The 21,644-nt window shown below is 70.1% G+C and carries 17 protein-coding genes and 4 pseudogenes; 9 read left to right on the forward strand and 12 right to left on the reverse strand.

The features are described 5' to 3' along the window. Positions 1-499: 499 nt before the first annotated feature. Together ABZ826_RS12050 and ABZ826_RS12055 are read right to left on the reverse strand one after the other, a co-directional pair. Positions 500-2,314, reverse strand: coding sequence for an ABC transporter ATP-binding protein (locus ABZ826_RS12050; RefSeq protein ID WP_361446095.1), 1,815 nt, complete (start codon positions 2,312-2,314; stop codon positions 500-502). Positions 2,315-3,179: 865 nt separating this feature from the next. After that, positions 3,180-4,391, reverse strand: coding sequence for a Dyp-type peroxidase (locus ABZ826_RS12055; RefSeq protein ID WP_361446097.1), 1,212 nt, complete (start codon positions 4,389-4,391; stop codon positions 3,180-3,182). A 30-nt stretch (positions 4,392-4,421) separates the two neighbouring features. On the opposite strand from ABZ826_RS12055, the gene ABZ826_RS12060 reads away from it, so the two are divergent. Continuing rightward, positions 4,422-5,789, forward strand: a complete 1,368-nt coding sequence (locus ABZ826_RS12060) for a right-handed parallel beta-helix repeat-containing protein (protein ID WP_361446099.1) — start codon at positions 4,422-4,424, stop codon at positions 5,787-5,789. A gap of 108 nt (positions 5,790-5,897) precedes the next feature. Here the strand turns inward: ABZ826_RS12060 and ABZ826_RS12065 are convergent, their stop codons facing one another. The 4 genes from ABZ826_RS12065 to ABZ826_RS12080 form a co-directional block, all read right to left on the reverse strand. After that, entirely contained in the window at positions 5,898-6,728 is an 831-nt protein-coding gene (locus ABZ826_RS12065; protein WP_361446101.1) for a hypothetical protein, read from the reverse strand. Between the two features lie 117 nt (positions 6,729-6,845). After that, positions 6,846-9,437 carry an SdrD B-like domain-containing protein gene (locus ABZ826_RS12070; protein WP_361446103.1) on the reverse strand — a complete coding sequence of 864 codons (2,592 nt, stop codon included), beginning with the start codon at positions 9,435-9,437 and terminating at the stop codon, positions 6,846-6,848. Positions 9,438-9,820: 383 nt separating this feature from the next. Then, positions 9,821-10,045, reverse strand: a complete 225-nt coding sequence (locus ABZ826_RS12075; RefSeq protein WP_361446105.1) for a hypothetical protein — start codon at positions 10,043-10,045, stop codon at positions 9,821-9,823. Positions 10,046-10,195: 150 nt separating this feature from the next. Beyond that, positions 10,196-11,083 carry a helix-turn-helix transcriptional regulator gene (locus tag ABZ826_RS12080; RefSeq protein WP_361446107.1) on the reverse strand — a complete coding sequence of 296 codons (888 nt, stop codon included), beginning with the start codon at positions 11,081-11,083 and terminating at the stop codon, positions 10,196-10,198. A 215-nt stretch (positions 11,084-11,298) separates the two neighbouring features. Between ABZ826_RS12080 and ABZ826_RS12085 the strand changes: the two genes are divergently transcribed. From ABZ826_RS12085 to ABZ826_RS12105, 5 genes are all read left to right on the forward strand, one after another. Beyond that, a complete protein-coding gene (locus ABZ826_RS12085) occupies positions 11,299-12,315 on the forward strand; it encodes a zinc-dependent alcohol dehydrogenase family protein (protein WP_361446109.1) in 1,017 nt (338 codons plus the stop codon). A 71-nt stretch (positions 12,316-12,386) separates the two neighbouring features. Further along, entirely contained in the window at positions 12,387-13,052 is a 666-nt protein-coding gene (locus tag ABZ826_RS12090) for an SDR family NAD(P)-dependent oxidoreductase (RefSeq protein ID WP_361446111.1), read from the forward strand. A 16-nt stretch (positions 13,053-13,068) separates the two neighbouring features. Further along, positions 13,069-13,647 carry a cyclophilin-like fold protein gene (locus ABZ826_RS12095; protein WP_361446113.1) on the forward strand — a complete coding sequence of 193 codons (579 nt, stop codon included), beginning with the start codon at positions 13,069-13,071 and terminating at the stop codon, positions 13,645-13,647. Next, positions 13,616-13,912, forward strand: a complete 297-nt coding sequence (locus tag ABZ826_RS12100) for a hypothetical protein (RefSeq protein WP_361446115.1) — start codon at positions 13,616-13,618, stop codon at positions 13,910-13,912. Before ABZ826_RS12095 ends, ABZ826_RS12100 begins: the two co-directional genes overlap by 32 nt. A 244-nt stretch (positions 13,913-14,156) precedes the next feature. Then, complete coding sequence (locus tag ABZ826_RS12105) at positions 14,157-15,650, forward strand: multicopper oxidase family protein (protein WP_361446117.1); 1,494 nt, start codon at positions 14,157-14,159, stop codon at positions 15,648-15,650. Between the two features lie 402 nt (positions 15,651-16,052). On the opposite strand, the gene ABZ826_RS12110 is transcribed toward ABZ826_RS12105, so the two are convergent. From ABZ826_RS12110 to ABZ826_RS12130, 5 genes and pseudogenes are all read right to left on the reverse strand, one after another. Further along, positions 16,053-16,823, reverse strand: a complete 771-nt coding sequence (locus tag ABZ826_RS12110) for a glucose 1-dehydrogenase (protein WP_361446119.1) — start codon at positions 16,821-16,823, stop codon at positions 16,053-16,055. A gap of 297 nt (positions 16,824-17,120) precedes the next feature. Next, on the reverse strand, positions 17,121-17,621 hold the full coding sequence (locus ABZ826_RS12115; RefSeq protein ID WP_361446121.1) for a DNA starvation/stationary phase protection protein: 501 nt from the start codon (positions 17,619-17,621) through the stop codon (positions 17,121-17,123). A gap of 411 nt (positions 17,622-18,032) precedes the next feature. Beyond that, positions 18,033-18,773, reverse strand: a complete 741-nt coding sequence (locus ABZ826_RS12120; protein WP_361446123.1) for an NAD(P)-dependent oxidoreductase — start codon at positions 18,771-18,773, stop codon at positions 18,033-18,035. Between the two features lie 780 nt (positions 18,774-19,553). Continuing rightward, positions 19,554-19,835, reverse strand: a pseudogene (locus tag ABZ826_RS12125) (transposase); the annotation flags it as partial. Positions 19,836-19,870: 35 nt separating this feature from the next. After that, positions 19,871-20,074, reverse strand: a pseudogene (locus ABZ826_RS12130) (helix-turn-helix domain-containing protein); the annotation flags it as partial. Here ABZ826_RS12130 and ABZ826_RS12135 point away from each other — a divergent pair. The 3 genes and pseudogenes from ABZ826_RS12135 to ABZ826_RS12145 all read left to right on the forward strand — a co-directional run. Beyond that, positions 20,073-20,156, forward strand: a pseudogene (locus ABZ826_RS12135) (diguanylate cyclase); the annotation flags it as partial. The pseudogenes ABZ826_RS12130 and ABZ826_RS12135 sit on opposite strands and share 2 nt — an antisense overlap. Before the next feature lie 297 nt (positions 20,157-20,453). Continuing rightward, a pseudogene (locus tag ABZ826_RS12140) lies at positions 20,454-20,562 on the forward strand (hypothetical protein); the annotation flags it as partial. Positions 20,563-20,613: 51 nt separating this feature from the next. Further along, complete coding sequence (locus tag ABZ826_RS12145) at positions 20,614-20,772, forward strand: aldehyde dehydrogenase family protein (protein WP_361446125.1); 159 nt, start codon at positions 20,614-20,616, stop codon at positions 20,770-20,772. Between the two features lie 76 nt (positions 20,773-20,848). Here the strand turns inward: ABZ826_RS12145 and ABZ826_RS12150 are convergent, their stop codons facing one another. Then, complete coding sequence (locus tag ABZ826_RS12150) at positions 20,849-21,595, reverse strand: hypothetical protein (RefSeq protein ID WP_361446127.1); 747 nt, start codon at positions 21,593-21,595, stop codon at positions 20,849-20,851. Positions 21,596-21,644: the final 49 nt, after the last annotated feature.

A 21,644-nucleotide genomic window follows, 5' to 3' on the forward strand; every position in this document is an offset into this window, starting at 1 on the left:
TCTCCCTTTTCCGGGCCGCCGACGGGCAGCTGGGCTCCTGGTGGCGCACTCCCGGCCGAGGACGGCCGTTCGGTGAACGAGAGACTAGAGTAAGAGAGTTGATGCCTCAATGGCATGTGCCAAACGCTCGACCGCCTGTCTGCGAACCGTCACGCGGTCCCCGACCGCACAGCCCGGCGCCCGGGTTGAGCGACGCGTCCGCGATCCGGATACCTGGCGCGCAAGCACCTCCCCCGGCGGGGCCGTCTGCACCGGGGCCGAGAGGGGTCGCGGATGACCTGTCGTGGTGCATGGGGCTGCGGTGGACGGTACCGGCGGGACCGGCGCTGCTGGGCCACGGGCGTTCGCTCGCCGGGACGCCCCGGGCCCACCGAGCGCGCGGATGCGTTTCGCCGTCCTCCGCCTGGCATTCGCCTCCCTCGGCGCCGAACAGGTCGCCTCCACCGCGTTCGCCCATGCCACCGCTGCAGGCACCGGGCCACACCCACCGGGCTCGCGTTCACGTCAGGTCGACCCGCGGCGCGGAGGTGTCGTCGAGGAAGCCGCCCGACTGGTGCTGCCACAGCTTCGCGTAGGCGCCGTCCGACGCGAGCAGCTGCTGGTGCGTGCCCTGCTCGACGATCCGACCTCGGTCCAGGACTACGAGCCGGTCCATGGTGGCGACCGTGCTCAGGCGGTGCGCCACCACGAGCGCCGTCCGCCCCTTCATGAGCCGCCACAGCGCCTCCTGGACGAGGATCTCGCTCTCGGAGTCCAGGGCACTGGTCGCCTCGTCGAGCAGCAGGATCGGCGCGTCGCGCAGGATCGCCCGAGCGAGCGCGACCCGCTGGCGCTGTCCGCCGGACAACTTGACACCCCGCTCGCCCACCATGGTGGCGAAGCCGTCCGGCAGCGCGTCGGCGAACTCCGTGACGTGCGCGGCCTCGGCAGCACGGCGGATCTCGGCGTCGGTGGCGTCCGGCCGGGCGAACGCGATGTTGTCCCGCAGCGTGCGGTGGAACATCGCCGGATCCTGGGGCACATAGGCGATCAGGCTGCGCACGTCGGCTTGGCGCAGTCTGCTGATGTCCTGGCCTCCGATCAGGATCCGGCCGCCGTCGATGTCCGTCATCCGCAGCAGCAGTCGGCTGAGCGTGGTCTTGCCACCGCCGGACCGGCCGACGAGGCCGATCTTCGCCCCGCTGGGCACGGCCAGATCGAGGCGCTCGAAGAGCGGCTCCGCACCCGCGTGGGTGAAATTCACCTGCTCGAAGCGGACATCTGCGGCCTGGGACAGCAGCGGCTCCGGCGACGCCGGGTCGAGCACGGTCGGTGGCGTCAGCAGCAGTTCGGTGAACTGCGCGGCCTCCGTCATCGAGCTCTCCAGGCGGCGGTAGATCTGGTTGAACTCGAACATGATCCGCGTCGCGTTGGTGTAGTACGTGAAGGCGAGAACGACCGTCTCCACGCCGTGCCCACCTCCGCCGAGAGCAACCGCGAGCAGCAGGCCCATCGCGTTGGTCAGCACGGACATCGGCGCGACCAGCGTGTCGATGCGCAGGTTGCCGTAGTCCCACGAACGCAACGAGAGCCGCCGCGACTCCGCGACGCGGGACCGGTGCTCGGCGGCCTCGCGTCCCTCGGCGGCGAACGCCCGGACTGTGTCCATGTTCATCAGGCTGTCGGAGACGTGGCCCGACACCTGGGCGATCGCCTCCTCACGCTGGTCGACGAGCGCCTGGCGGCGACGGATGAGCGGCGCCACACACAGCGCCGTCAGCGCGATCATCGCCAAGAGCCCTACCACGAGCAGCGGTTCGTAGCGCCACAGCACCACCGACCCGAACACCAGCGGCACGAGGCTGCCCACGACCGAGAACGTCAGCGTGTCGACGAACTCCTCGAAGCGGGAGGCGAAGCTCAGGACTCGTTTGGTCAGCGACCCGGCGAAGTTGTCGTGGAAGAACGCGGCATCCTTGGCGAACAGCTCGTCCATGCCGATCACGTACAAGTGCTCGATCCCGAGGGCATCGAGGCGGTTCAGGAAGTGCAGGCCGACGCGCCACAGCGCCTCCGCGAGGAGGAGAACGCCGGCGAAGCCGAGGACGTACGGAAGCGTCGAGCCGATGGTGGTACCGGCGTCGTCGGCGATTCGGCCGACGAGCTTCGCGACGACAAGCGGTGCGCCGTAGTTGATGCCGATGTTGCCCAGCGCGGGCAACAGCATCGCAGGCATCGTCAGCCACCGAAGCCGTTTCAATTCCCGTCCGTAGTAACGAAGTGCGAGCAGCACCGGGCCCCTGCCCGGCGTTCGGTGCGATTCAGGCGATCCCATACCAACCCTGTGTGGTCGTGCGACAGCCCGCCATGTGCTTCTGCGGGGAGAGGCCTTTGCCTCACTGGCCGCGCGGAGCTTCGGTTTCGATCGAGCGCCCTCGCTCGGGCCGACTTGCGGCAGGCGGGGCACGACGGCAGAGCCCCGCGCAACTCGTGGCGACGCCTGCGTGCGTGTACGAGGAGGCCGGGCCAGGACCCTCAGTGTCCCGCGACGGCGCCTGCGGAGTCCAAGGGTTTTCTCAGCCGACGGCGACCCCGCGTACGGGAGGGCCCCCTTGCCGTCCGCAGCTCCTCGCCGAGAACGTCGCCGCCCCGCACGTCGGGCTCACGCCGGAGGCCCTCCTCCGGATCCTGCAGATCCGGCCGCACGGCACAGCCGGATCCCGCTGCTCAGAGGCGACGTCGCCGTCCTGGCGGCACCCCGATCCACCGACCGTCCGGACATGTTCGGCTACGCGGCGTCCAGGACGTCCACCGTTCCCCGGCCGCCGTCGACCTGGATGCGTCGAACCGTCGAACGTCAGCACTTCGCCGGCACTGTGTGTAAGGGGCTCATGAGGCGGCGGACGGACGGCGCGTTCGTTGCCTGCAACGGCTCGGAGGCAGCCTGAAGCCAACCCGTTCCCGCTCCCCAGCCTGGCGCACATGGTTGTCACACGCCCGTTGCCGCGGACGCTGGCTCTGGCTCTGGCTCTGGCTCTGGCTCTGGCTCTGGCTCTGGCTCTGGCTCTGGCTCTGGCTCTGGCTCTGGCGGAAGATGGTGCACCGCTCTGCGCTCAAGCTCGTGCCCGGCAAGGAACTTGGCGTGGCGGGAGAGGACCTGGATGCTCTGTCCGGCCGAGGAGGAGGGAGCGTAGCGAACCTCATGTCCAGAACTGTTCACCGAGAGTCCCGGCGGATGCCGCGCCGGGCAGGACGTAGGCCACGGCCGAGGCCCGGTGTTGGAGGAACGGAGTGAGGGCGTCGCGGGCGGCCAGGCGGTTCTGGACGCGGGTGAACTGGGCGGGGTCGCGCATGAAGGCGCAGAAGAGCAGGCCGCGGTCGTTCGGGCCGTCGTCGTAGCTGTAGCTGCGGCGGAGCATACGGGCGCCGCCGTCGAAGCGGGGGCTGGCGAGACGCACGTGGGCGGTGGCGGGGATGACGTAGGAACCGTCGGGGTTCTTGGCGTAGATGTCCGGCTCGTCCTGCTCGGAGGTGCCGCTGAGGGCGACGCCGTCGCGGGCGCGGCGGCCGATCACCCGGTCGCGCCGGCCCTCCGGAAGGGCCGCGAAGCCGGTGACGTCCATGCGAATCCTGCGGTAGACCATAACGGTGCCGTCCCCGTGGGCTCCTGGTGGACCCCAGACCCACTGCTCGGCCGCCGCGTGATCGGGGTTGGCAGTGCCGTCCTTGGAGCCGAACAAGTTGCGCGGGGTGGTGCCCGGGGCCGTATGAGGCAGGAAGCCGGACTGGGTCCAGCGCGGCACGGCGCCGGCGGCGTGTGCGGCCGTGCCGACGAGTTCGGCAACGATGGTGAGCGTCCAGCGGTCGGCTGCGCACAGTTGGACCAAAAGATCGCCATTGCTGCGGTGCGGGTCGAGACGGTCGCCGGGAAAGGGCGGCAACTCACCCAGTGAGGCGGGGACATTGAGGTCGAGCCGAGCGGCGAGAGCGGGGCCGATGCCGACCAGGGAGGCGAACCGGGTCGCGCCGCCGCCCTGGAGCCGCGGGTCCGGCGGGGCGGCGGAGGCTGCTGTGGCGAGCGTGCTGGTCAGCGCGCCGAGGACGCTGCGAAGGGCCTTCCGGCCGGTGGCGGCGGAGGTCTGCGGGAGGTCGAAGGAGAGCAGGTGCGTCGCCGGTTGCTGGGGCGCCGTAACACCTGCCTGTCGGGCGCTGTGGAAGGGAATCGCGGCCTCGGTCGGCGGGGAGCCGGCGGTGGCACGGCCGGCTGTCCGGTCGTCTCTCGCCAGTTCGTCGGCCGCCGCCCCGACCCCGGCGGCGAGCACCGCTCCGGCTGCGAGCAGTGCCCGGCGCCGCCCGAAACCGGTTGCCGCGGGTCGGGACGGATCCTGCGCATTTCCCTGTTCGGTGGGCATACGCCTATTGGAGACGATAAAACATCTGCCATGCAAACCCTGTCTGCAGAATGGCTGTTGAACCGCTCGGCACTCCCGGCGGCGGTGTTCCGGGCAGCGCTGCGTCTGTCGGTGCTGGTCGTCTCGGTCGCGATGGCGGCCACCGGGTGCTCCACAACGGGGTCGACGTCCGCCGACGCACGGCATCCTGCCGGGAGCGTGCTGCGCGTTCCGCAGGATTTCCCCTCGGTGCAGCAGGCGGTGGACGCCGCTCGTGAGGGCGAGACGGTGCTGATCGGCCCGGGCGTGTACCGGGAGAGTGTGCGCGTCACAAAGCCCCGCTTGGTGCTACGCGGAACGGACCGCAACAAGGTGGTCTTCGACGGCGGTGTGCGTCTGGCCAACGGCATCACCGTGACCGGCGCCGGCTCGGTGGTCGAGAACCTCACCGTGCACGGCTACCTGGCCAACGGCGTGCTGTTCACCGGCGTCACCGACGAGCGGTTGCAGCAGCGCGGCGCCGGCGGCTCCGCCTACGACCCGCTGGACACTGCCCGCTTCCCTGCCGTCCGGGGCTTCCGTGCGACCCGGGTCACGGCATACAACAACGGCCTGTACGGCATCTACGCCTTTGACGCGCGCGACGGAGTGATCGAGGACTCCTACGCCTCCGGGCACGCCGACTCCGGCATCTACGTCGGCCAGTGCAAGCCCTGCGGCACCCTCGTCCGCGGCAACACCGTGGAGCGCAACGCGGTCGGCATCGAACTGACCAATGCCTCGGACGGCCTGTCGGTGCTGGGCAATCGCGTCGCCCGCAACCGGGTAGGCGTCACAGTCAACTCCAATGACCTGGAGGCCCTCGCCCCGCAGCACGGCGCGGTGATCGCGGGCAACGTGGTCGCCGACAACAACGCCGCCGACACGCCCGAGCAGGCGGACGGGGGCTTCGGCATCGGCATCGGCATCGGCGGTGGCACCGGGAACCGCGTCCAGCGCAACCTGGTCCGGGGCAACCGGGCGGCCGGCGTGGTCGTCACCGACCCGCAGGGGCATCCGGCGAGCGGCAATCGCGTCGAGGGCAACCGCGCCACCGGCAACGGCATCGACCTCGTGCTGGCCTCGGCCGACCCCGGCAACTGTTTCGCGGGCAATCGGCCCGACACCCAGAGTCCGAACGGCCTGGAGGGTCGCGCGGGCTGCGGCACCCGCGGTCGGGGCGCGCTGCCCACCGGCCGGACCGCTCCGGTGCAGCCGCCGCCCGGCGTCCCGTTCAGCCAGGTGCCGGCCCCACCCGCCCAGCCGTCCATGCCGGACCCGACGGCCCCGGGCAGCCCGGCGACCGGCCTGCCGGGGGCCGTCGACGCGGCCGCGTACCCGCTCCCGAAGGACGTGGACGCCGTGCCGCACTCGCTCTGAGCACGGTGCTGCGGTGGACTCGGCCCCCGTTCACCGTGCCGCCCAAAAGGGTGGGCCGAGGAGCGTCGTCGGCACCCACGGAAGCAGGGGCGCATCGGCACGGAGATGTCAGCTGGTGGCCCACGGCGCCTCGGGGAGCTTCGCGCGGTCGTCGCGTCCGGAGAACTCCAGGATGGTCGGGGTCCCCAGGCCCGGCATCCGCATCGTCACCCGCCGCAGGCCGCCGTCACCGTCGACCCAGTACGTCAGCGGCGACCGTCCGCCGTCGGGCCCCGCACCGGGCGTGGCGCCCTGGGCTCGCGGCCCGGCGAACCGGTCGTAGCTGCGGCCGTCGATGCGTTCGCGCCCCAGCCGGCGAGCCCCGGACTGTGCCAGCAACAGCGGGTTGTCGGGGCGGTCCGCGCCCAGCCCGATCAGCAACTGGAGCCCGGCGTCCAGAGGATCGGTCGTGTAGGAGCGCGCGGACCAGCCCGAGCGCGGGATGTGCTCGGCCTGCTGCCAGGCCGGGCTGTTGTCCCCCTTGGGCGCGGGGGCCAGGCCGAGGCCGCCGGTGTCCCAGACGATCAGCCCGTGGTCGAGCTGCCCGGTGGCGGGCCCGGCAGCTCCGGAGGCCTCGGAGGCCCCGGTGACCTGGTAGTTCCCCACGGCCCGGTGGGTTCGGTAGTCCACGACCCCCTTGACCCGCACCACCACTCCGCCGCCCTCGGTGGCGGTGAGGGTCACCGCCACAGGACTGGCCTGGTACAGATTCAGCCGCGACAGCGCCAGCCTGGACGCCTCCTCCGTCGTCACCGGCCGCTCGGTGGCGGTGTCGTCGGAGAAGGTCCGGTAGGCGGCCAGGCCACCCACTGCGACACCGCACGCCGTGATCGCGATCAGTGTTCTCAACCAGAGGGCCCGACGCGGCGTACGGCCGTCGGTCTTTCTCTTCCGAGCCATGCGGTCGCCTTCTCTCGTCGGTCGGTCACACAGGAGGGCGGGTTCGCGAACCGCTGGTCCGCGAACCCGCCCAGTCCGGCCCGGAGGGTCACCGGTGCCGGTCGCCCCACTTCGGGGCTAGCGGTGCTGTGCCCGTCGCCTGCGCATCAGTACGACCAGAGCCCCGCCGAGGGCAGTGAGCGCGGCGCAGCCGGCCAGGGCCAGCAAAACCGCCTGGCTCATGCCGGTGGACGCCAGGCCCGAGTTGGACGCGTGGCCCGGGGCACCCGGTGCGCCTGGAGCCCCCGGCGAACCCGGTTTGCCCGGTGTGTCCGGTGCCGGCGTCGTCGGTGTCGGAGTGGGGCCGGGCAGCCGCTGGTTGACCGCGGTCACCGAGACCCCCTCGTCGAGGTTGTCGGAGGTCAGCACCAGTGGCCCGAACACCGCCACCTCGGGTACGGCGTACCCTTCGGGCGGACTGACCTCCTGCCAGTAGTACGTCCCCGGCTCGCCGGCGCCCTGGCAGATGCCGTCGGTCCCGGTCATGCAGGGCTTGTCGACCGGCGTGTCCGGTTCCGTCCCGGCGGCCTGCAGACCATCGGAACCATTCGTCTCCTTCCACAGCTGGAATTTCGCCCGGGCCAGCGGTTTGCCGTCCTGGTCGTGCTTGACCAGGCGCAGCATGCCCTCCTGTTGCCGGAAGCCGAAGTCGTAGGTGTGGTCGTTCTCTCCCGGCCCGCCGGTGGTCAGCGCCCGCTCCGGGAACTTCGCGTCGCGCGGGACGATGCCCTTGGAGTCGATGAAGTGGTTGTCGCCGACATCCGCTTCCGTGGGCACCCACTGGTAGAGCGGGCCGCCCTTGGCGTAGTCGGCCGGATTGTCGAGGCGGATGGTGTAGTTAGTCCTCGGCTGGAGGCCGCCGGTGACATTGGAGTCGTCGAAGTAGTACTCGCCACGCTCCGTCGTCTCGGTCGTCCCCACGAGCTTGCCCGACTCGTCGTACAGGTTGACGGTCGCGCCCGCGACCGGGCGCTGGCCCGGGTTCTGGATGCCCTTGCGTTCGGGGTCGTACCAGACCCGGTTGCCGATCTGGAGCGGTGCCTGGTCGCAGAGCACCTCCAGGTCGCCCATCGAGGCGCCCTTGCCGAACGGAGCCGCGGTCCCCGGCGGGTTGAGGCGCAGGCCGAACTTCGGGTCCTGCGCGCCATCACGCTGGAGGAACGACGTGCCATAGCCGAAGGCGGTGTGGTTGGGGTCGAAAGCGGAGGTCGCGATGGTGTTCTCGACCTTGGAGAGCGCCATGCCGGCGAACGCCGTGTTGTGGTGACCACCCCAGCCGGTGTCGAAGAACCGGGTGCCCCGAGGGGACAGCCCGCAGCCGTTGTTGGTGTCCATCACGTACACGCCGTCCGCCAGGCATGCCTTGTTCAGGTCGCCGCCGACCAGGACGTTGCCGACCGAGTCGGGGGTGGGAGCGGCCGGGGCGCGGTCGCCCATGCGGTCGCGGAAGGCCAGCAGCATCGAGCCGTCGGTCTCGAAGTCGATCTCGCCCAACTCCGGCTCGGGCTGGGCCAGATAGTTCTGGCACGCCTGGCCGTTCTGGGAGGTCGGGAAGGTACGGGTCCAGGGGAACCAGCCCGCGCCGTCGCACGGGGGCCCGCCGACCGTGGACTGGCGCGGGTAGTCCAGCGGCTGGTTCAGCACGGCCTTCCGGAAGGCGCCGCTGCCCGGGTCGAAGGGCAGAACCACCGCCCGCAGATCCGAGGCCTTCCCGGTGGATTCGCCGGAGCACACCCCGCCGACGTAGCCGACGCCGTCGTGCAGACCGAGGCCGAACGGGCGCCAGTCCTCCGCCGCCGGACAGCCCGGGTCCGGGATGGCGGCGACGGCCTTGGGGGCCGCCGCGGTCGCCGCCGTGGCGTCATAGCGGTAGAGCTTGCGGTTGTTGAGGTTGACGACGAACAGGTCCTTGCCGTCATCGGTGATCTTGATGCCGCCCAGACTCTCCTTGCCGGGCACGGCTAGGAACGCGTCATCGGTACCCTGGCCGTGCGCCGTCGTCCCCGCGTCCGGGACGACGGTGAACAGGGAGGTCTTCTTCCGCGCCGGGTCGGTCACATAGATCCCCCCGGCGCCACCCGGACCGTAGTCCGTGGTGCGCTTGGCCAGCGCCGAGGAGAACACCCGCTTGTCGGCCTTGTTCCACGCGATGCCGAACAGCGTGCCGGTTTCGGCGTTGCTGGCGATGTCCGTGACGTCGGCGTCGACGCCGCTCTGGCCGCGCGCGTCGTACGGGAAGGAGACCAGCGTGCGCTGGGTCCCGCCCTCGCGCGTGGTGGGCTGACAGGACGTCATCAACGGTGCGTTCTTCTGGCAGTAGTCCCCCGGACTCCACAGCCCGGTGGTGTACGCCACGCTCTTCTCGCCGGAGAGGTCGACGAACTCCTCATTGCTGCTCAACTGGTCGGGCGCGCCGTCCAGTCCCTGGCGCGAGGCGAAGGCCGGGAACAGCACACCCGGCTTCGGATTCACCACCTGCACCCGGTACTTGCCGCTGGTGGTCCTGCCCGCCGCCGGAGTCAGTGTCACGGTGCCGTCGGCCGCCGTGACCCCCTCGATGCCCGTCCCGGCGTCGTCGGTGAGGGTCACCTTGACACCCGCGATACCCGGTTCCAACGCGGGTGTCCACACGCCGCTGTTGTCCACGGCCCGGATCACCCGGACCGTCACCGACCCGTCTCCCGCCTGCGAGTGTGCCGCAGGCGCCACGGCTAACGAGCCGCTACCGATTCCCAAGGCGAGCGCGGCCAGGCAGCCAACGGTGCGACGACCGAGCATGCCCGGCCTCCGCCGACGCTGCTCGGGCGCGGCTCCCTTCGCTTGTTCATTCTTAGATGCCATCTCCTGCTCTCAGCGTTCAGAAGGGCCTGACGCCCTGCTCATGGGGGAGTACATAGAGATGCGGAGAACCGCCTTGCCAGCGATCTTAGAAGGGCTTTGGGCAAGATCGTGGCGGAATGGCGAACTCGTCCTCCGCCGAACTTTCACGCAACGGCCTCCGAGCGCATCGCGGGCGGGGCGGCGCGGTGGCGAGCGAGGCTCGCACGCCTGTCTCACCGGTCGCGGACGCCCTCCAGGTTCCGGCCGAACTCGACGACGACACGTGCATCGTGGTCGTTCGCTGGATCCGCACCGCCCAGTCGCAGTTCCGGCGAGCACGCCCAGGGAGTCGCGGTACCACAGTCCCCGGCCGCGTCGACCACCGCCCGGGCGACCCGGAGCACCTCCTCGAACGTGCGCCCCTGGCCCGCCGCCGGAAACGGGTGCGGAACTTCCACACGCTCCTGTTGAGGACCCGTCGGTCGTCCAGCCTCGTGCGCCCTCGCGACCAAGGGGGCAACAGGGAGCCGGCCGCGGTCATCGCCCAGGCGGAAGTGATCCGCACCCACCCGTCTGCCCATAGTGCGGCCTGGTTCCGTAATCCGTGGTCAGCTCGTGGTGGAGGGTTCCGTGGCGTCGGCGTCGTGAGTGGCGGCCCAGGTCGCGAGGAGGCGTAGCCCCTGTTCGGAGGGCGAGCCGGGTTCGGCAGTGTAGATGGTCAGGGTGAGGCCGGGTTCGGCGGCCATCTCCAGTCCCTCGTAGGCGAGGGTGAGGCCGCCGACGGCGTGGTGGTGGAAGCGTTTGGTGCCGGTGCCGTGGTGGCGGACGTTGTGGGCGCCCCAGCGGGTGCGGAAGTCGTCGCTGCGTGTGGACAGTTCCCCGACGAGGTCGTGGAGGTCCTTGTCGTGGGGGTTGCGGCCGGCTTCGGTGCGCAGGATGGCGACGGCGACATCGGCGGCTTGGTCCCAGTCGGGGTAGAAGCGGCGTGAGGCGGGGTCGAGGAAGTTGAAGCGGGCCAGGTTCGCCTGGTTGTGGGGCGTGGCGTAGACGTCCGCGTAGAACGCACGGGCGAGCTGGTTGGTGGCGAGGATGTCCATGCGGCCGTTGCGGACGAAGGCCGGGCCGGCGGTGATGGCGTCCAGGGTCCACTGCAGGCTGCGGTGGGCCATCCACTGGCGGGTGGCTCGGCGACGGGGCCGGGTGAGGGCGTCGGAGCCGTCCGCCGCCCGTGCCAGGTTCAGCAGGTGGGCGCGTTCGGCGTCGTCGAGTTGCAGGGCGCGGGCGAGGGCTTCGAGGACGGCGGGTGAGGCCCCTGCGAGGTTACCGCGCTCCAGTGTGGAGTAGTACTCCACGCTCATGTCGGAGAGCGCGGCTACTTCGCTCCTGCGCAGGCCGGGCACACGGCGGCGGCTGCCGGAGAGCAGGCCCGCCTGCTCGGGAGTGATCTTCGCGCGCCGCGAGGTGAGGAACTCGCGGACTTCTGCTCGGTTGTCCACGCCTTCGACGGTACGTCCCTGCCGCCGCCGTAGGGGTGTACTGGCAGTACACCCCTTGACGGTGACTCGCTACGCGCGCCGGCAGCGGGTTACCTGGATGGCGTGGTGCTTCCCGCACGGTGACGAAAGCCGGGCGGGCGGCCACCTGGCTCTGCACTCGGCGACGGCCGGTACTCCCGGTACGGCGCATCTCAGCACATAAAGGAACCCCTCTGATGCGCGGCGCAGTCATCCACGCCCCTGGCGACATCCGCTTCGAGACCCTGGACGACCCGAAGATCCTCCACCCGACCGACGCCATCATCCGCACCGCCGTCACCTGCGTGTGCGGCTCCGACCTGTGGCCCTACCGCGGCCTGGAGCCGACGGACGAGCCGCATCCGATGGGTCACGAGTACGTCGGCTTCGTCGAGGAGGTCGGCTCCGAGGTCACCTCGGTCAAGCCGGGCCAGTTCGTGATCGGCTCCTTCGCCACCTCGGACAACACCTGCCCGAACTGCCGGAACGGCTTCCCGTCCAACTGCCTGCACCGTGAGTTCATGTCCACCTGTCAGGCCGACTACGTCCGCATCCCCAACGCCCAGGGCACCCTGGTCGCCACCGACGAGATCCCCGACGAGCGGTTCTGGCCGGGGCTTCTGGCGGTTTCCGATGTGATGGGCACCGGTTGGTGGGCCGCCGACGCCGCCGAGGTGAAGCCGGGCTCCACCGCCGTCGTGGTCGGTGACGGGGCGGTCGGCCTGTGCGCGGTGATCGCCGCGAAGGAGAGGGGCGCGGAGCGGATCATCGCGATGAGCCGCTACGAGCCCCGGCAGAAGCTGGGGTGCGCGTTCGGCGCCACCGACATCGTCACCGAGCGTGGCGAGGAGGGCGTGGCCCGGATCAGGGAGCTGACCGGCGGGATCGGCGCCGACAGCGTGCTGGAGTGCGTGGGCACCGAACAGTCCATGCAGCAGGCCCTGCAGTCCGCCCGCCCGGGCGGCAATGTCGGTTTCGTCGGCGTCCCTCACGGCGTGGCCATCGACGGACAGGAGCTGTTCTTCTCCCACGTCGGCTTGCGCGGTGGCCCCGCGCCAGTGCGCCGCTACCTGCCCGACCTCATCGACCGCGTCCTGACCGGCGCCATCGACCCCGGCAAGGTCTTCGACCTCACCCTGCCCCTGGGCCAGGTCACCGAGGGCTACAAGGCGATGGACGAGCGTCGCGCCATCAAGGCCCTCCTCACCCCCTGACCCCGGACCGCACCGCCCACGGGGCGGCGCCTCGCCGCGCGCCCTCGACGCTCTCCCGCGAAGGATTCATCATGACCACGTTCGCTCTCGTCGGTGCCGGCCCCGGATTGGGGCTGGCCGCTGCCCGCCGTTTCGGGAAGGCGGGGCACAGCGTCGCGCTCGTCGCGCGCGACGCCGAGCGTCTGGGCCGGCTTGCCGGCACGCTGCAGGAGAACGGGATCCAGGCCCGCAGGTACACCGGCGACGTCCTGGACGCCGACTCGCTCACCACGGCCCTCGGTACGGCAGCCGACGAGCTGGGGCCGATCGAGATCCTGCAGTACAGCCCGGTACCGCGGGCCGACTTCATGAAACCGGTCCTGGACACCACGGCATCCGATCTGGATGACCCGCTGGCCTTCTCGGTCAAGGGTCCGGTCACCTGTGTGCACGCCGTCCTGCCCGGCATGCGGGCCCTGGGCCGCGGCACCCTTCTCTTCGTCAACGGCGGCAGCGCCGTCCGCCCGCACCCCGAACGGGCCGGCACCGCGATCGCCTTCGCCGCCGAGAGCGCGTACGCGGCCATGCTGCACGACGCACTCGCCGAGGAGAACATCCACGCCGCCCAGCTGATCGTCCCCGGAGCGATCCGCCCCGACGCCGAGCACTCCAGCCCCGCCGCCCTCGCCGAGCGCCTGTACACACTCCACAGCGACCGCGACGGCTTCCGGCACTACGCCGAACCCATGCCCGAGTGATGTGACGGACTACGCCATGCCCTCCACACCCCGACCAACGCTACTGCGCGCCGCCCCGGCGGCCGGCCTGCTGCCGGCGCTGGCCGCGTGCTCCAACAGCGGCCTGGAGGCTCCCTCCCCGCCCGAGTCCTCCTCAGCGGCGTCCAGCACCTCCTCCGGCTCCGACAGGAACACCCCCGTGGACATCCGTGTCACCCTCGACGGCCGCGCCGTAGAGGCGACGTTGAACGGCAGCCCGGCCGCCCGCGACCTGGCCACCCTGCTCCCGCTCACCCTGGACCTGGAGGACTTCCACGGGACGGAGCGGATCGGCTACCCGCCGCGCAAGCTCACCACGGACGGTGCCCCCACACCAGTCGCGGCCAGGGCCGGTGACATCGCCTACTACGCGCCGTGGGGCAACCTCGCACTCTTCCACCAGGACGGTCCCGCTGCATCCGCGATCTCCTCGTCCTCGGCCACATCGATGCCGACACCAACCAGCTGTCCCGGGCCGAGCGGATCACCATCGCGCCCGCCTCCTGACCGGCCTCGCCACTCACTCGTACGGAAAGAAGCCTTCGATGTCCTCAGCAGCCGGGGCCCCCGCCGGTAAGCTGCCCTTCGTCGTCCGGGTGCTCGCCGCAGGCACGTTCCTGAGGGGAACCACCGAATGCGTCATCGCCGGACTGCTCCCCGAGATCGCCGACGATCTCGGCGTGAGCGTCGCGCACTCTGGCCTGCTGATCACCGCCTTCGCCATCGGGGTGATCATCAGCGGGCCGACCATGGCCCTGCCCACCCTGCGACTGCCGCAGCGCCGCACCCTCGCCCTTGCCCTGGCCTCCTTCGCAAACCTTGCTGCAGCACCTCCCACATGACCGACATCGTCAAGGCCCACCTCGCCCGACACACGCCGCCTGCGCCGAAGGCTGGAAGATCCTCGTCCAGGACGGGCGATCGCTGCGGGGTTCATTCGAGTGGACAGCGGCACCATTCGGGTGCGACCGAGGGCATCGGAGCTCCGTCATACATAAGATCCGGTCACGGACCGTTCACATTCTGGACACTCGTTCCCGGCCGGGCGGCCATCCGCGCGGCCGCACGGCTTCCCTGGGGAGACACGTGGCCCGGCCCATCACCCGCTTCCTGCTGACCTTGACGGCCATCGGCCTCGCGCTCACCGTGGCCGAACTGTCCGGCGGCGTGAGGCACACACTGGCGGAGTTCTACCGCGCCGCGTACGGCCCCGCAGCAAAGGCCCGCCCGGTCTCGGGCAGCTCCGGCTCTCTGCTCAAGGACCCGCCGGAGGTCGTCAGCCGCGGGGGCGTGCTCAAGGCGACCATCGTCGTGAAGCGGCGCAAGGTCCAGGTCGGCGACCGCCAGTTGTACGCGACGACCTACAACGGCGCCTACATGCCGCCCACGTTGCGCGTGCGGCCGGGCGACCGCATCGACCTGACCATGATCAACCGCACCGACAAGTACACCAATCTGCACACGCACGGGCTCATGGTCTCGCCGCGCGCCCCCGCCGACGACATCTTCATCTCCATCAAGTACGGGCAGTCCTACCACTACGCCTACCAGCTCCCGCTTGATCACCCCACCGGCACCTACTGGTACCACTCACACGCCGACATGTTGTCCGCTGCCCAGGTCGCCGGTGGCGAGTCGGGCATCCTCGTCGTCGAGGGCCTGCAACGGCACCTGCCGCCGTCGTTGCGCCACATCACCGAGCACACCATCGCGCTCAAGGACGACCAGGTCGAGGGCGACGCGATCAAAACCAGTCCCCTGAGCATCGGTGCCCCCACCAACCGCACCGTCAACGGCCAGCACAACCCCGTGATCCGCATCCGGCCGGGCGAGACCCAGCTGTGGCGGCTGGCCAACATCGGCGCCAACATCTACTACAAGCTGCACCTGCCGGGCACCCGCTTCCACGTGATCGCCCAGGACGGCGCTCCGGTACGCAGGACCTACACCAAGGACACGCTGCTCATTCCCGCCGCCTCACGTTTCGACGTCCTGGTCCAGGGCGGCGCCCCTGGCACCACCCGATTGGAGACGCTGCCGTACAACACGGGCCCGGCGGGCAACCAGTTCCCCCAGGCCGACCTCGCGACCGTCGTCACCGGCGGCACGCCCATGCCCCGGGCGACGCTCCCGAGCCGCTTCGCCCCGCAGGAGGACCTGAGTCACGCGGAGATCTCGGCCCGCAAGACGATGGTCTACACGGAGAACACGGCGGGCACGGTCTTCTACATCAACGGCCGGACGTTCGACCCGAAGCGGACCGACTTCACCTCGACCCTCGGCACCGTCGAGGAGTGGACCGTCCGCAACGACTCCGACGAGGACCACAGCTTCCACCTGCACACCGACCACTTCCAGCTGATGAGCACCAACGGGAAGGCCGAGGACCCCTCCCACAGCGTGTACGACACGGTGAACGTGCCCCGGCGCGGCTCCGTCGTCATCCGCGTCCACTTCACGCACTTCACCGGCAGGACCGTTCTTCACTGCCACATCCTCAACCACGAGGACATGGGCATGATGGCCGTCCTCGACATCGTCCCGCCCCACACCCGCCAGCAGAAAACGCCCGGCAAATGACCGCCGACGGCGCATGAGCCTCGGCCGCCACGGCCCGGGAACATCGCCACCGGCCGACTCGGGTGTTCCCGGAAACTCTTCCCTGCTCGCCGTATGACGTGGTCTCAGCTATCGCCACCGTGTCTCGGCAGCTTCCCCGGTCACAGACGCTGAGCGTCGGCAGCGAGCCGGTCCGGTTTGATGCCGGGTGCCCGGCCCGACGTCGCCGAGCGGGCCGCGTTCGCCGCCCTACCGCAGCCTGTCCGCCTACGCCTCCGGCCCACCCGTCGGCCGGGCCGGCCCGCCACCACGGCGTACTTCGCTGTCACCCCCGCCGTCGCCGAACGGCTTCTCCCCGGGGCTGACGGCGGGAGAGGGGCGAACAGCACTGCATGACGACGTGGGACGCCGGCTGCGCCGAAGTCAGGAGGCGGGGAACAGGGGCCAGCCCGACATCAGGCCGCCGTCGAGCGTGAGCGTCTGGCCGGTGATGTAGCTGGCTTTGTCCGACCCCAGGTACTGCACGGCCGCCGCGATCTCCTCGGGGGTGCCCGGACGACCCATCGGGAGCACGGAGTTGACGGCGGCGCGGACGGTGTCGCTGCCGGTGGCGCGCTCGTACATCGCGGTCCGTGTGTATCCGGGGGCCACTGCGTTGACGCGGATGCCGTGCCTGGCACCCTCCAGGGCCGCGGCCTTGGTAATACCGACGACGGCATGCTTGCTGCCCGCGTACAGGGCGTAGTCGGGGTAGCCCATCAGGCCATAGGTGGAGCTGACGTTGATGATGCTGCCGCCGCCGTCCTGCGCCTGCATCGCACGGAACTCGTGCTTCAGGCTGAGGAGCGTGCCCTTGACGTTGGTGTCGAAGGTCCCTTCGTACGCCTCGTCGGTCACCTCCGTGATCGGGGTGATCCTGCCTTCGATGCCTGCGTTGTTGAAGGCGATGTCGAGCCGCCCGAAGTGTTCCAGTGCGCGATCGACCATGTTTCGGACCTCGGCGTCCCGGCGCACGTCCGTCTTCACGAACAGGGCCTGGCCACCGCTGCTCACGAGTTCCTCGGCGAGCGCGTCGCCTTCGTCCTGGTGGCGTCCGCTGACCACCACGTTCGCGCCCTCACGGGCGTAGGCCAGGGCGGCTGCGCGACCGATCCCGGTCAGCGCACCGGTGATGAGGACGACGGAAGCAGGCATGATGTGGTCCTTCGGTAGGGGCCCGCAGGTGTGAGGGGCGTGAAGTCGGGGGAAGACCGTGACCCGCTGGGCCACGTACCAGAGGAAATGGACCTTGGATCCCCGCGGTGCCGATGTCCGTGTACACGCAGCGTCCAGGGCGGTGAGCTCATCCGTGTGCCCCGGCCGCAGGATGCGACGGTACTGGCCCGTTTCGGCAAAACCCTGCCCTGGCTCGACGGCACACCCGCGGTCGAGCAGGACCGGATGCTGACACCCCGTACCTTCCCGACGTGCTTCCAGGGGCGTGGAATGGTGTCAGAGGGATCGGTTTTCCGCACTGACCATCCAGGCGTGCTTCTCCAGGGAGTCGATGATCGCGTGCAGCAGATCGGCCGTGGAGGGATCCTCGCTGTCCACCTGGTCATGGTGGGTCCGCACCGTATCGACAGTGGCACGCAGGCGCGCGGTGACAAGATCGACAACAGCACTCACACTCAGCTCCCCTTCCGGGAACGCGGGGAGTGTGGTGCTCGCCGCCACGGTGTCGGAGCGGCCGTCGGGCAACGTCGCGAGAGCGCGCATGCGTTCGGCGACGATGTCGGCCGACTCCCGGGCCTCGTCGACGATTTGATCAAGTTGCAGGTGCAGGTCCCGGAAGTTGTGGCCGACCACGTTCCAATGGGCCTGCTTCCCCTGGAGATGCAGTTCGACGAGATCCACCACGATTTGTTGCAACACCTGGGCCAACTGCGGCGAAGCCGTGAATCCGGCGGCATCGGTTTCCGAGCGCCGGGAACCAGCAGGGGAAGGGGTCATGATGCGTCTCCTCTTGAGAACAACGCACAGCAGCCCCCAGAAACTGGAGGCCCGCGTTCCTACGTGATCAAGCCTACGTAGGTCTCTCCGCGCCGCCACTGCGCCTGATCCACTTGGGCGGCCAGGCGCGATCAGGGGGTGTGAGGCCCCCGAAGGATGTCCACCATGGGGAGCAGACGACGGAGTTACCAAGGAGATCGTCCGTGCCCGGGCAACCACGGACCCGGGCCGGCCGATACCGGCCCTGCCGTTCGTCGACGGCATCCCCGCAGACGAAAACCTCCGTGTCCGCCTGACCGCGGGCGGCCCGTGGCAAGAGATGGACGGGGACGGACAGGTCGTGCTGCGCGCAGGCAGCACGGAGTGGAGGTTCACGCCGCCCCGGCTCACAACGCGATCAAGCCCGGACGGTCAGGCGCGCGGTGACAGGCCGTCGTCCACGGGGACGTTCTCGGCTTCCAGCGTGATGCCGGAGTTCCTGGCCTGCTCAAGGATCAAGGCGGCGAAGTCCTCCTCCACATGGCCTGCACCGATCGCACCCGCGACAAGCTGAGCGGTAGCTGCGGCGAGCGGCATCGGGACCTCCAGCTCGCGGGCTGCGTGCAGCCCCAAATCGAAGTCCTTGCGCAGCAGCGGCATGGTGAACGTCGGCTGGAAGTCCAGGTTGACCATCGCCGGCGACTTGTAGTGGGTGTAGACCGAGCCCAACACGGAACCGTTGAGGAATTCCAGGAAGGCGGCGCGGCTGACACCACCCTTCTCCGCGAGGACGGTGATCTCGGCGAGCGACTGGGTGAGGACACCGAGGAAGACGTTGTGCGCGATCTTGACGAGACGGGCGACCTCGTCCTCTCCGACGTAGGTCACCCCGCGTCCCAGCAGTGCCAGCAACGGCTCGACCTGGTCGAACACCGTGCGCGAGCCGGAGACCGCGACGGTCAACTTGCCTGCGGCGATCACCTGCGGGTTCCCGCTTACCGGGGCGGCCAGGAAGTCGGTCCCCCGCTTGGCAGCTGCGGCGCGGATCAGTGCGGACATCTGCGTGGAGACCGTGGAATTGTCAACCAGCACCCTCGGTGCGGCATCCGGCGAGGTCAGCACGCCGCCCGGATCCGTGGTGACCGCTTCCAGGTCGCGCGAGGCCGAGACCATGGAAGCCCATGCGGCCGGTACCGATCCAGCCGATGCGCGGGCGGTCCTGGGCGGCATACGTCATTTCTGTACCTCGATCCTGGAAGACGGCTCGACCTGTACGGTCCAATAGCTCACAGACCGGAGTGCGGCACACGACCGACAAGGTGCCGACACGCGACGGCCTCTGCATCAGATGGCATGACATCCCGCCCTCCCTGAGGGGGGCGGGACGGAGACCTGCTGGACCAGACCCGTGTATGCGAGCACATGTGAGTCTGCGTCTCCACACACTCGATCGGCTTCAGGCGCAGCTGGAAGCACTCCAGGCGGGTGACAGCGTGCCTCGCCCGGGCCGCATCGACTGGGGTTGGATGAGACGGCGACTGACTTCGGTGAGAACCTCCGCCGCGCCGGACAGTGTCGTCGGCATCGGTGACACGATCGCCGTGCGCCAGGGCGCCTGACCAGGCCGCGACTCCTGGGCTTGCCCGTGGGGCAGGCCCTGGATCTCTCACATGCGCAGCGTCTCCCCGCCGCCTGCCACGACCGACATCGTCGCCGGACTCGGGCTGCAGGCGCGGTACGTCGGCCGCACACACGAGTGCGGCCTCCTCGGGGGCGAACTGCTCACGGCCCGAGCGCATCCGGCACCCCGCTTTCGACCAGGATGGCTCCTTGAGTGAGGGAGCACAGGGGCCCCAGGCGCCAGGTGCTTGTCTGTTGCCGAGTTGCGGCACCTGATCCTTGGTCCAGGGCCACTGGCGGGCGGCGCAGGTGGGTGCATCGGCCTGTTGTGGTCAGGCGGGCTGCTGCGAAGAACGGTTTCAGGCGGAGGGCCTTGGGCTCCCAGCGGCGGGCAGGTCCGTCGAAAGTCGGCATGGGCTGCCAGGCGAGAAGGTCCAGGGCGAGGGAGGCGGCCTCCAACCGGACCTGGTTGCGGGCGGATGCGCGGAGGGGCAGGTTGCGCAGACCGGTGTCGCGGGCGGTCCGGATGCGATCCTCGGCGCAAGCCCGGCGACGGTGGCGGATCTCCAGGCCGACGAGTTGCCGGCCTGCGGTGTTGGTGGCGAAGGCGGTGATAGTGGACGGAACCGCCGCCGCCGTAGCCGGTGCCGGGTCTCATCGGTGCCGAGCCCGCTGTGGTGCGCGGCCGAGGTGACGCTGTGCCCGTCGAGGAGCAGCTGCTGGGCGCGGTCGAGGCGGACCCGCTCGACCCAGCGTGCGGGGGTGGTGCCCAGTTCGGCGCGGAACAGTCGGGTCAGGTGCCGGGAGCTGACGGCGGCGGACGCGGCCAGGGCCGGGAGGCTGTGGTCGGCGGCCGATGTGCTGGCCCACTACGTGCCCGGCTTCCAGCGCACCGACTTCGTCGAGGTCATCAAGAACTCCGACTGGCCCGAGTGACCGAACCGGGAACCGGCCGTCGCCACCCCGTCGGAGCGATCCACGGATTCATCCTTCGCGGCTATCGGCGGCACGTCGCCAGTGGCCACCGGCCGCGAAAATCCGGCCGGACGGTCCGACCACAGCACCCGCCCGAGCACGAGGACCGAGTTCCCCGCCCTCTCCCCTGCAAGGCAGGTGCAGGATGACGGCTCAGGACGGGCGGCGTCCCCCCTCTCACCACCGAGACGGGGCGCGCCTGCCAACTCCCACGTCCTGCGGGTCCGCTCCCCGCACAACCGGTCTCTGGTGGGCGTCGTGCCGGAGGCGTCCTTCGCCGACGTCGACCGCGCCGTGGCCGCTGCTCGTGAGGCGTTCGACCGCGGTCTCTGGCCGAATCTGACGCCCGAGGAACGCCGGCGCGTGATCGCCCGCTTCAACGAGCTCCACTCCGCGCGCGCTGACGAACTGGCCGCGCTTGTCACGGAGAACGGCTCGCCACAACGGAGAGGCGTGCATCGCCCATACCCGCATCCTGGCCCCGCTCAGCCGCTACGACGAGGTCGTCGACGCGATCGCCGCCAGGATGCAGAGCGTCACCGTGGGCGACCCCTCCGCCGCGTGCATGGGCGCCTGATGACGGGCCAGCAGCAGACCGAGGGCTCCGGTCTCGCCGTCCTGGGCCCGGCGGTAGACAGCATGGCTGCCGCCGGTCACGGCGGCGCGGTGATCTCTTCCAGCCGGATCCGTCGACGAATCCGCCGTGGATCAGGACGATGTTTCGTGCGTGTGGCGTGCTGCTCACGATGCGTCAGCTCCCTCGAGTGTTCCTCGGTGAAGCGGAAAGGACGGTTCCCAGGCCGTTCGGTGACCCGACACCAACCAGATGCGAGCCGGGTGCCGAAGTTCGCTCCGCACGGTGTGATGCTGGTCACAGCAAGACCGGATTCAGGCGTCCCCCGGCGACGGCTCGTCGTCGGCGAACACGGTGCCGGCGCGCGCAAGGGGAAGGGGGTGGGTTCATATGTGAACTCCGCTCGTGCCGTCAGGGGAAGCCGGAGACTCACGCCGCCGTCGGCAATGTGCCGACGGGCGGGGGCAATCTCCTGATCGGTGCGGTGGGCCAGGACTGCCACCAGGCTGGCGGCGCTGTGTTTCCAGAGGGTGTGGAAGTGCACCGGGCTCAGCCGTCGGCGCATTGCTTCCAGGTGGTCGGAGAGCAACAGCAGTTGGGGCAGTTTCGACGGGAGAGTCCACGCGTTGCGGCATTCCAGGAAGCGCAGGGGTGCAACCGCGCAGAGCCGGCCGGGTGCGGAGAACGGCGAGTCAAACGGGTCGCGGCAGTGGATCACGCCCGCGTCCTGGGCTCCGACCCGCAGTCTCTCGGCCGGCTCGGGCGTCAGCCCGAACTGGCCGAGGCACTCGCTCGGTGACGCCGCGGCGGCGTCGTCCAGGAGCACCGGCCCGGCCAGCGCCCTGGAAAGCCACGCCTGTCATGCGGAGGTGATC

Source organism: Streptomyces sp. NPDC047515 (genome assembly GCF_040643055.1).
Taxonomy (GTDB): Bacteria; Actinomycetota; Actinomycetes; order Streptomycetales; family Streptomycetaceae; genus Streptomyces.

What these genes read in the sequence shown, in the direction of transcription:
- ABZ826_RS12085 (WP_361446109.1), top strand. Translation starts at nt 11,299, where the DNA reads ATGCGCGGCGCAGTCATCCACGCCCCTGGCGACATCCGCTTCGAGACC.
- ABZ826_RS12055 (WP_361446097.1), bottom strand. Translation starts at nt 4,391, where the DNA reads ATGCCCACCGAACAGGGAAATGCGCAGGATCCGTCCCGACCCGCGGCA.
- ABZ826_RS12100 (WP_361446115.1), top strand. Translation starts at nt 13,616, where the DNA reads ATGTCCTCAGCAGCCGGGGCCCCCGCCGGTAAGCTGCCCTTCGTCGTC.
- ABZ826_RS12110 (WP_361446119.1), bottom strand. Translation starts at nt 16,823, where the DNA reads ATGCCTGCTTCCGTCGTCCTCATCACCGGTGCGCTGACCGGGATCGGT.
- ABZ826_RS12120 (WP_361446123.1), bottom strand. Translation starts at nt 18,773, where the DNA reads ATGGTCTCGGCCTCGCGCGACCTGGAAGCGGTCACCACGGATCCGGGC.
- ABZ826_RS12090 (WP_361446111.1), top strand. Translation starts at nt 12,387, where the DNA reads ATGACCACGTTCGCTCTCGTCGGTGCCGGCCCCGGATTGGGGCTGGCC.
- ABZ826_RS12065 (WP_361446101.1), bottom strand. Translation starts at nt 6,728, where the DNA reads ATGGCTCGGAAGAGAAAGACCGACGGCCGTACGCCGCGTCGGGCCCTC.
- ABZ826_RS12095 (WP_361446113.1), top strand. Translation starts at nt 13,069, where the DNA reads ATGCCCTCCACACCCCGACCAACGCTACTGCGCGCCGCCCCGGCGGCC.
- ABZ826_RS12060 (WP_361446099.1), top strand. Translation starts at nt 4,422, where the DNA reads ATGCAAACCCTGTCTGCAGAATGGCTGTTGAACCGCTCGGCACTCCCG.
- ABZ826_RS12050 (WP_361446095.1), bottom strand. Translation starts at nt 2,314, where the DNA reads ATGGGATCGCCTGAATCGCACCGAACGCCGGGCAGGGGCCCGGTGCTG.
- ABZ826_RS12115 (WP_361446121.1), bottom strand. Translation starts at nt 17,621, where the DNA reads ATGACCCCTTCCCCTGCTGGTTCCCGGCGCTCGGAAACCGATGCCGCC.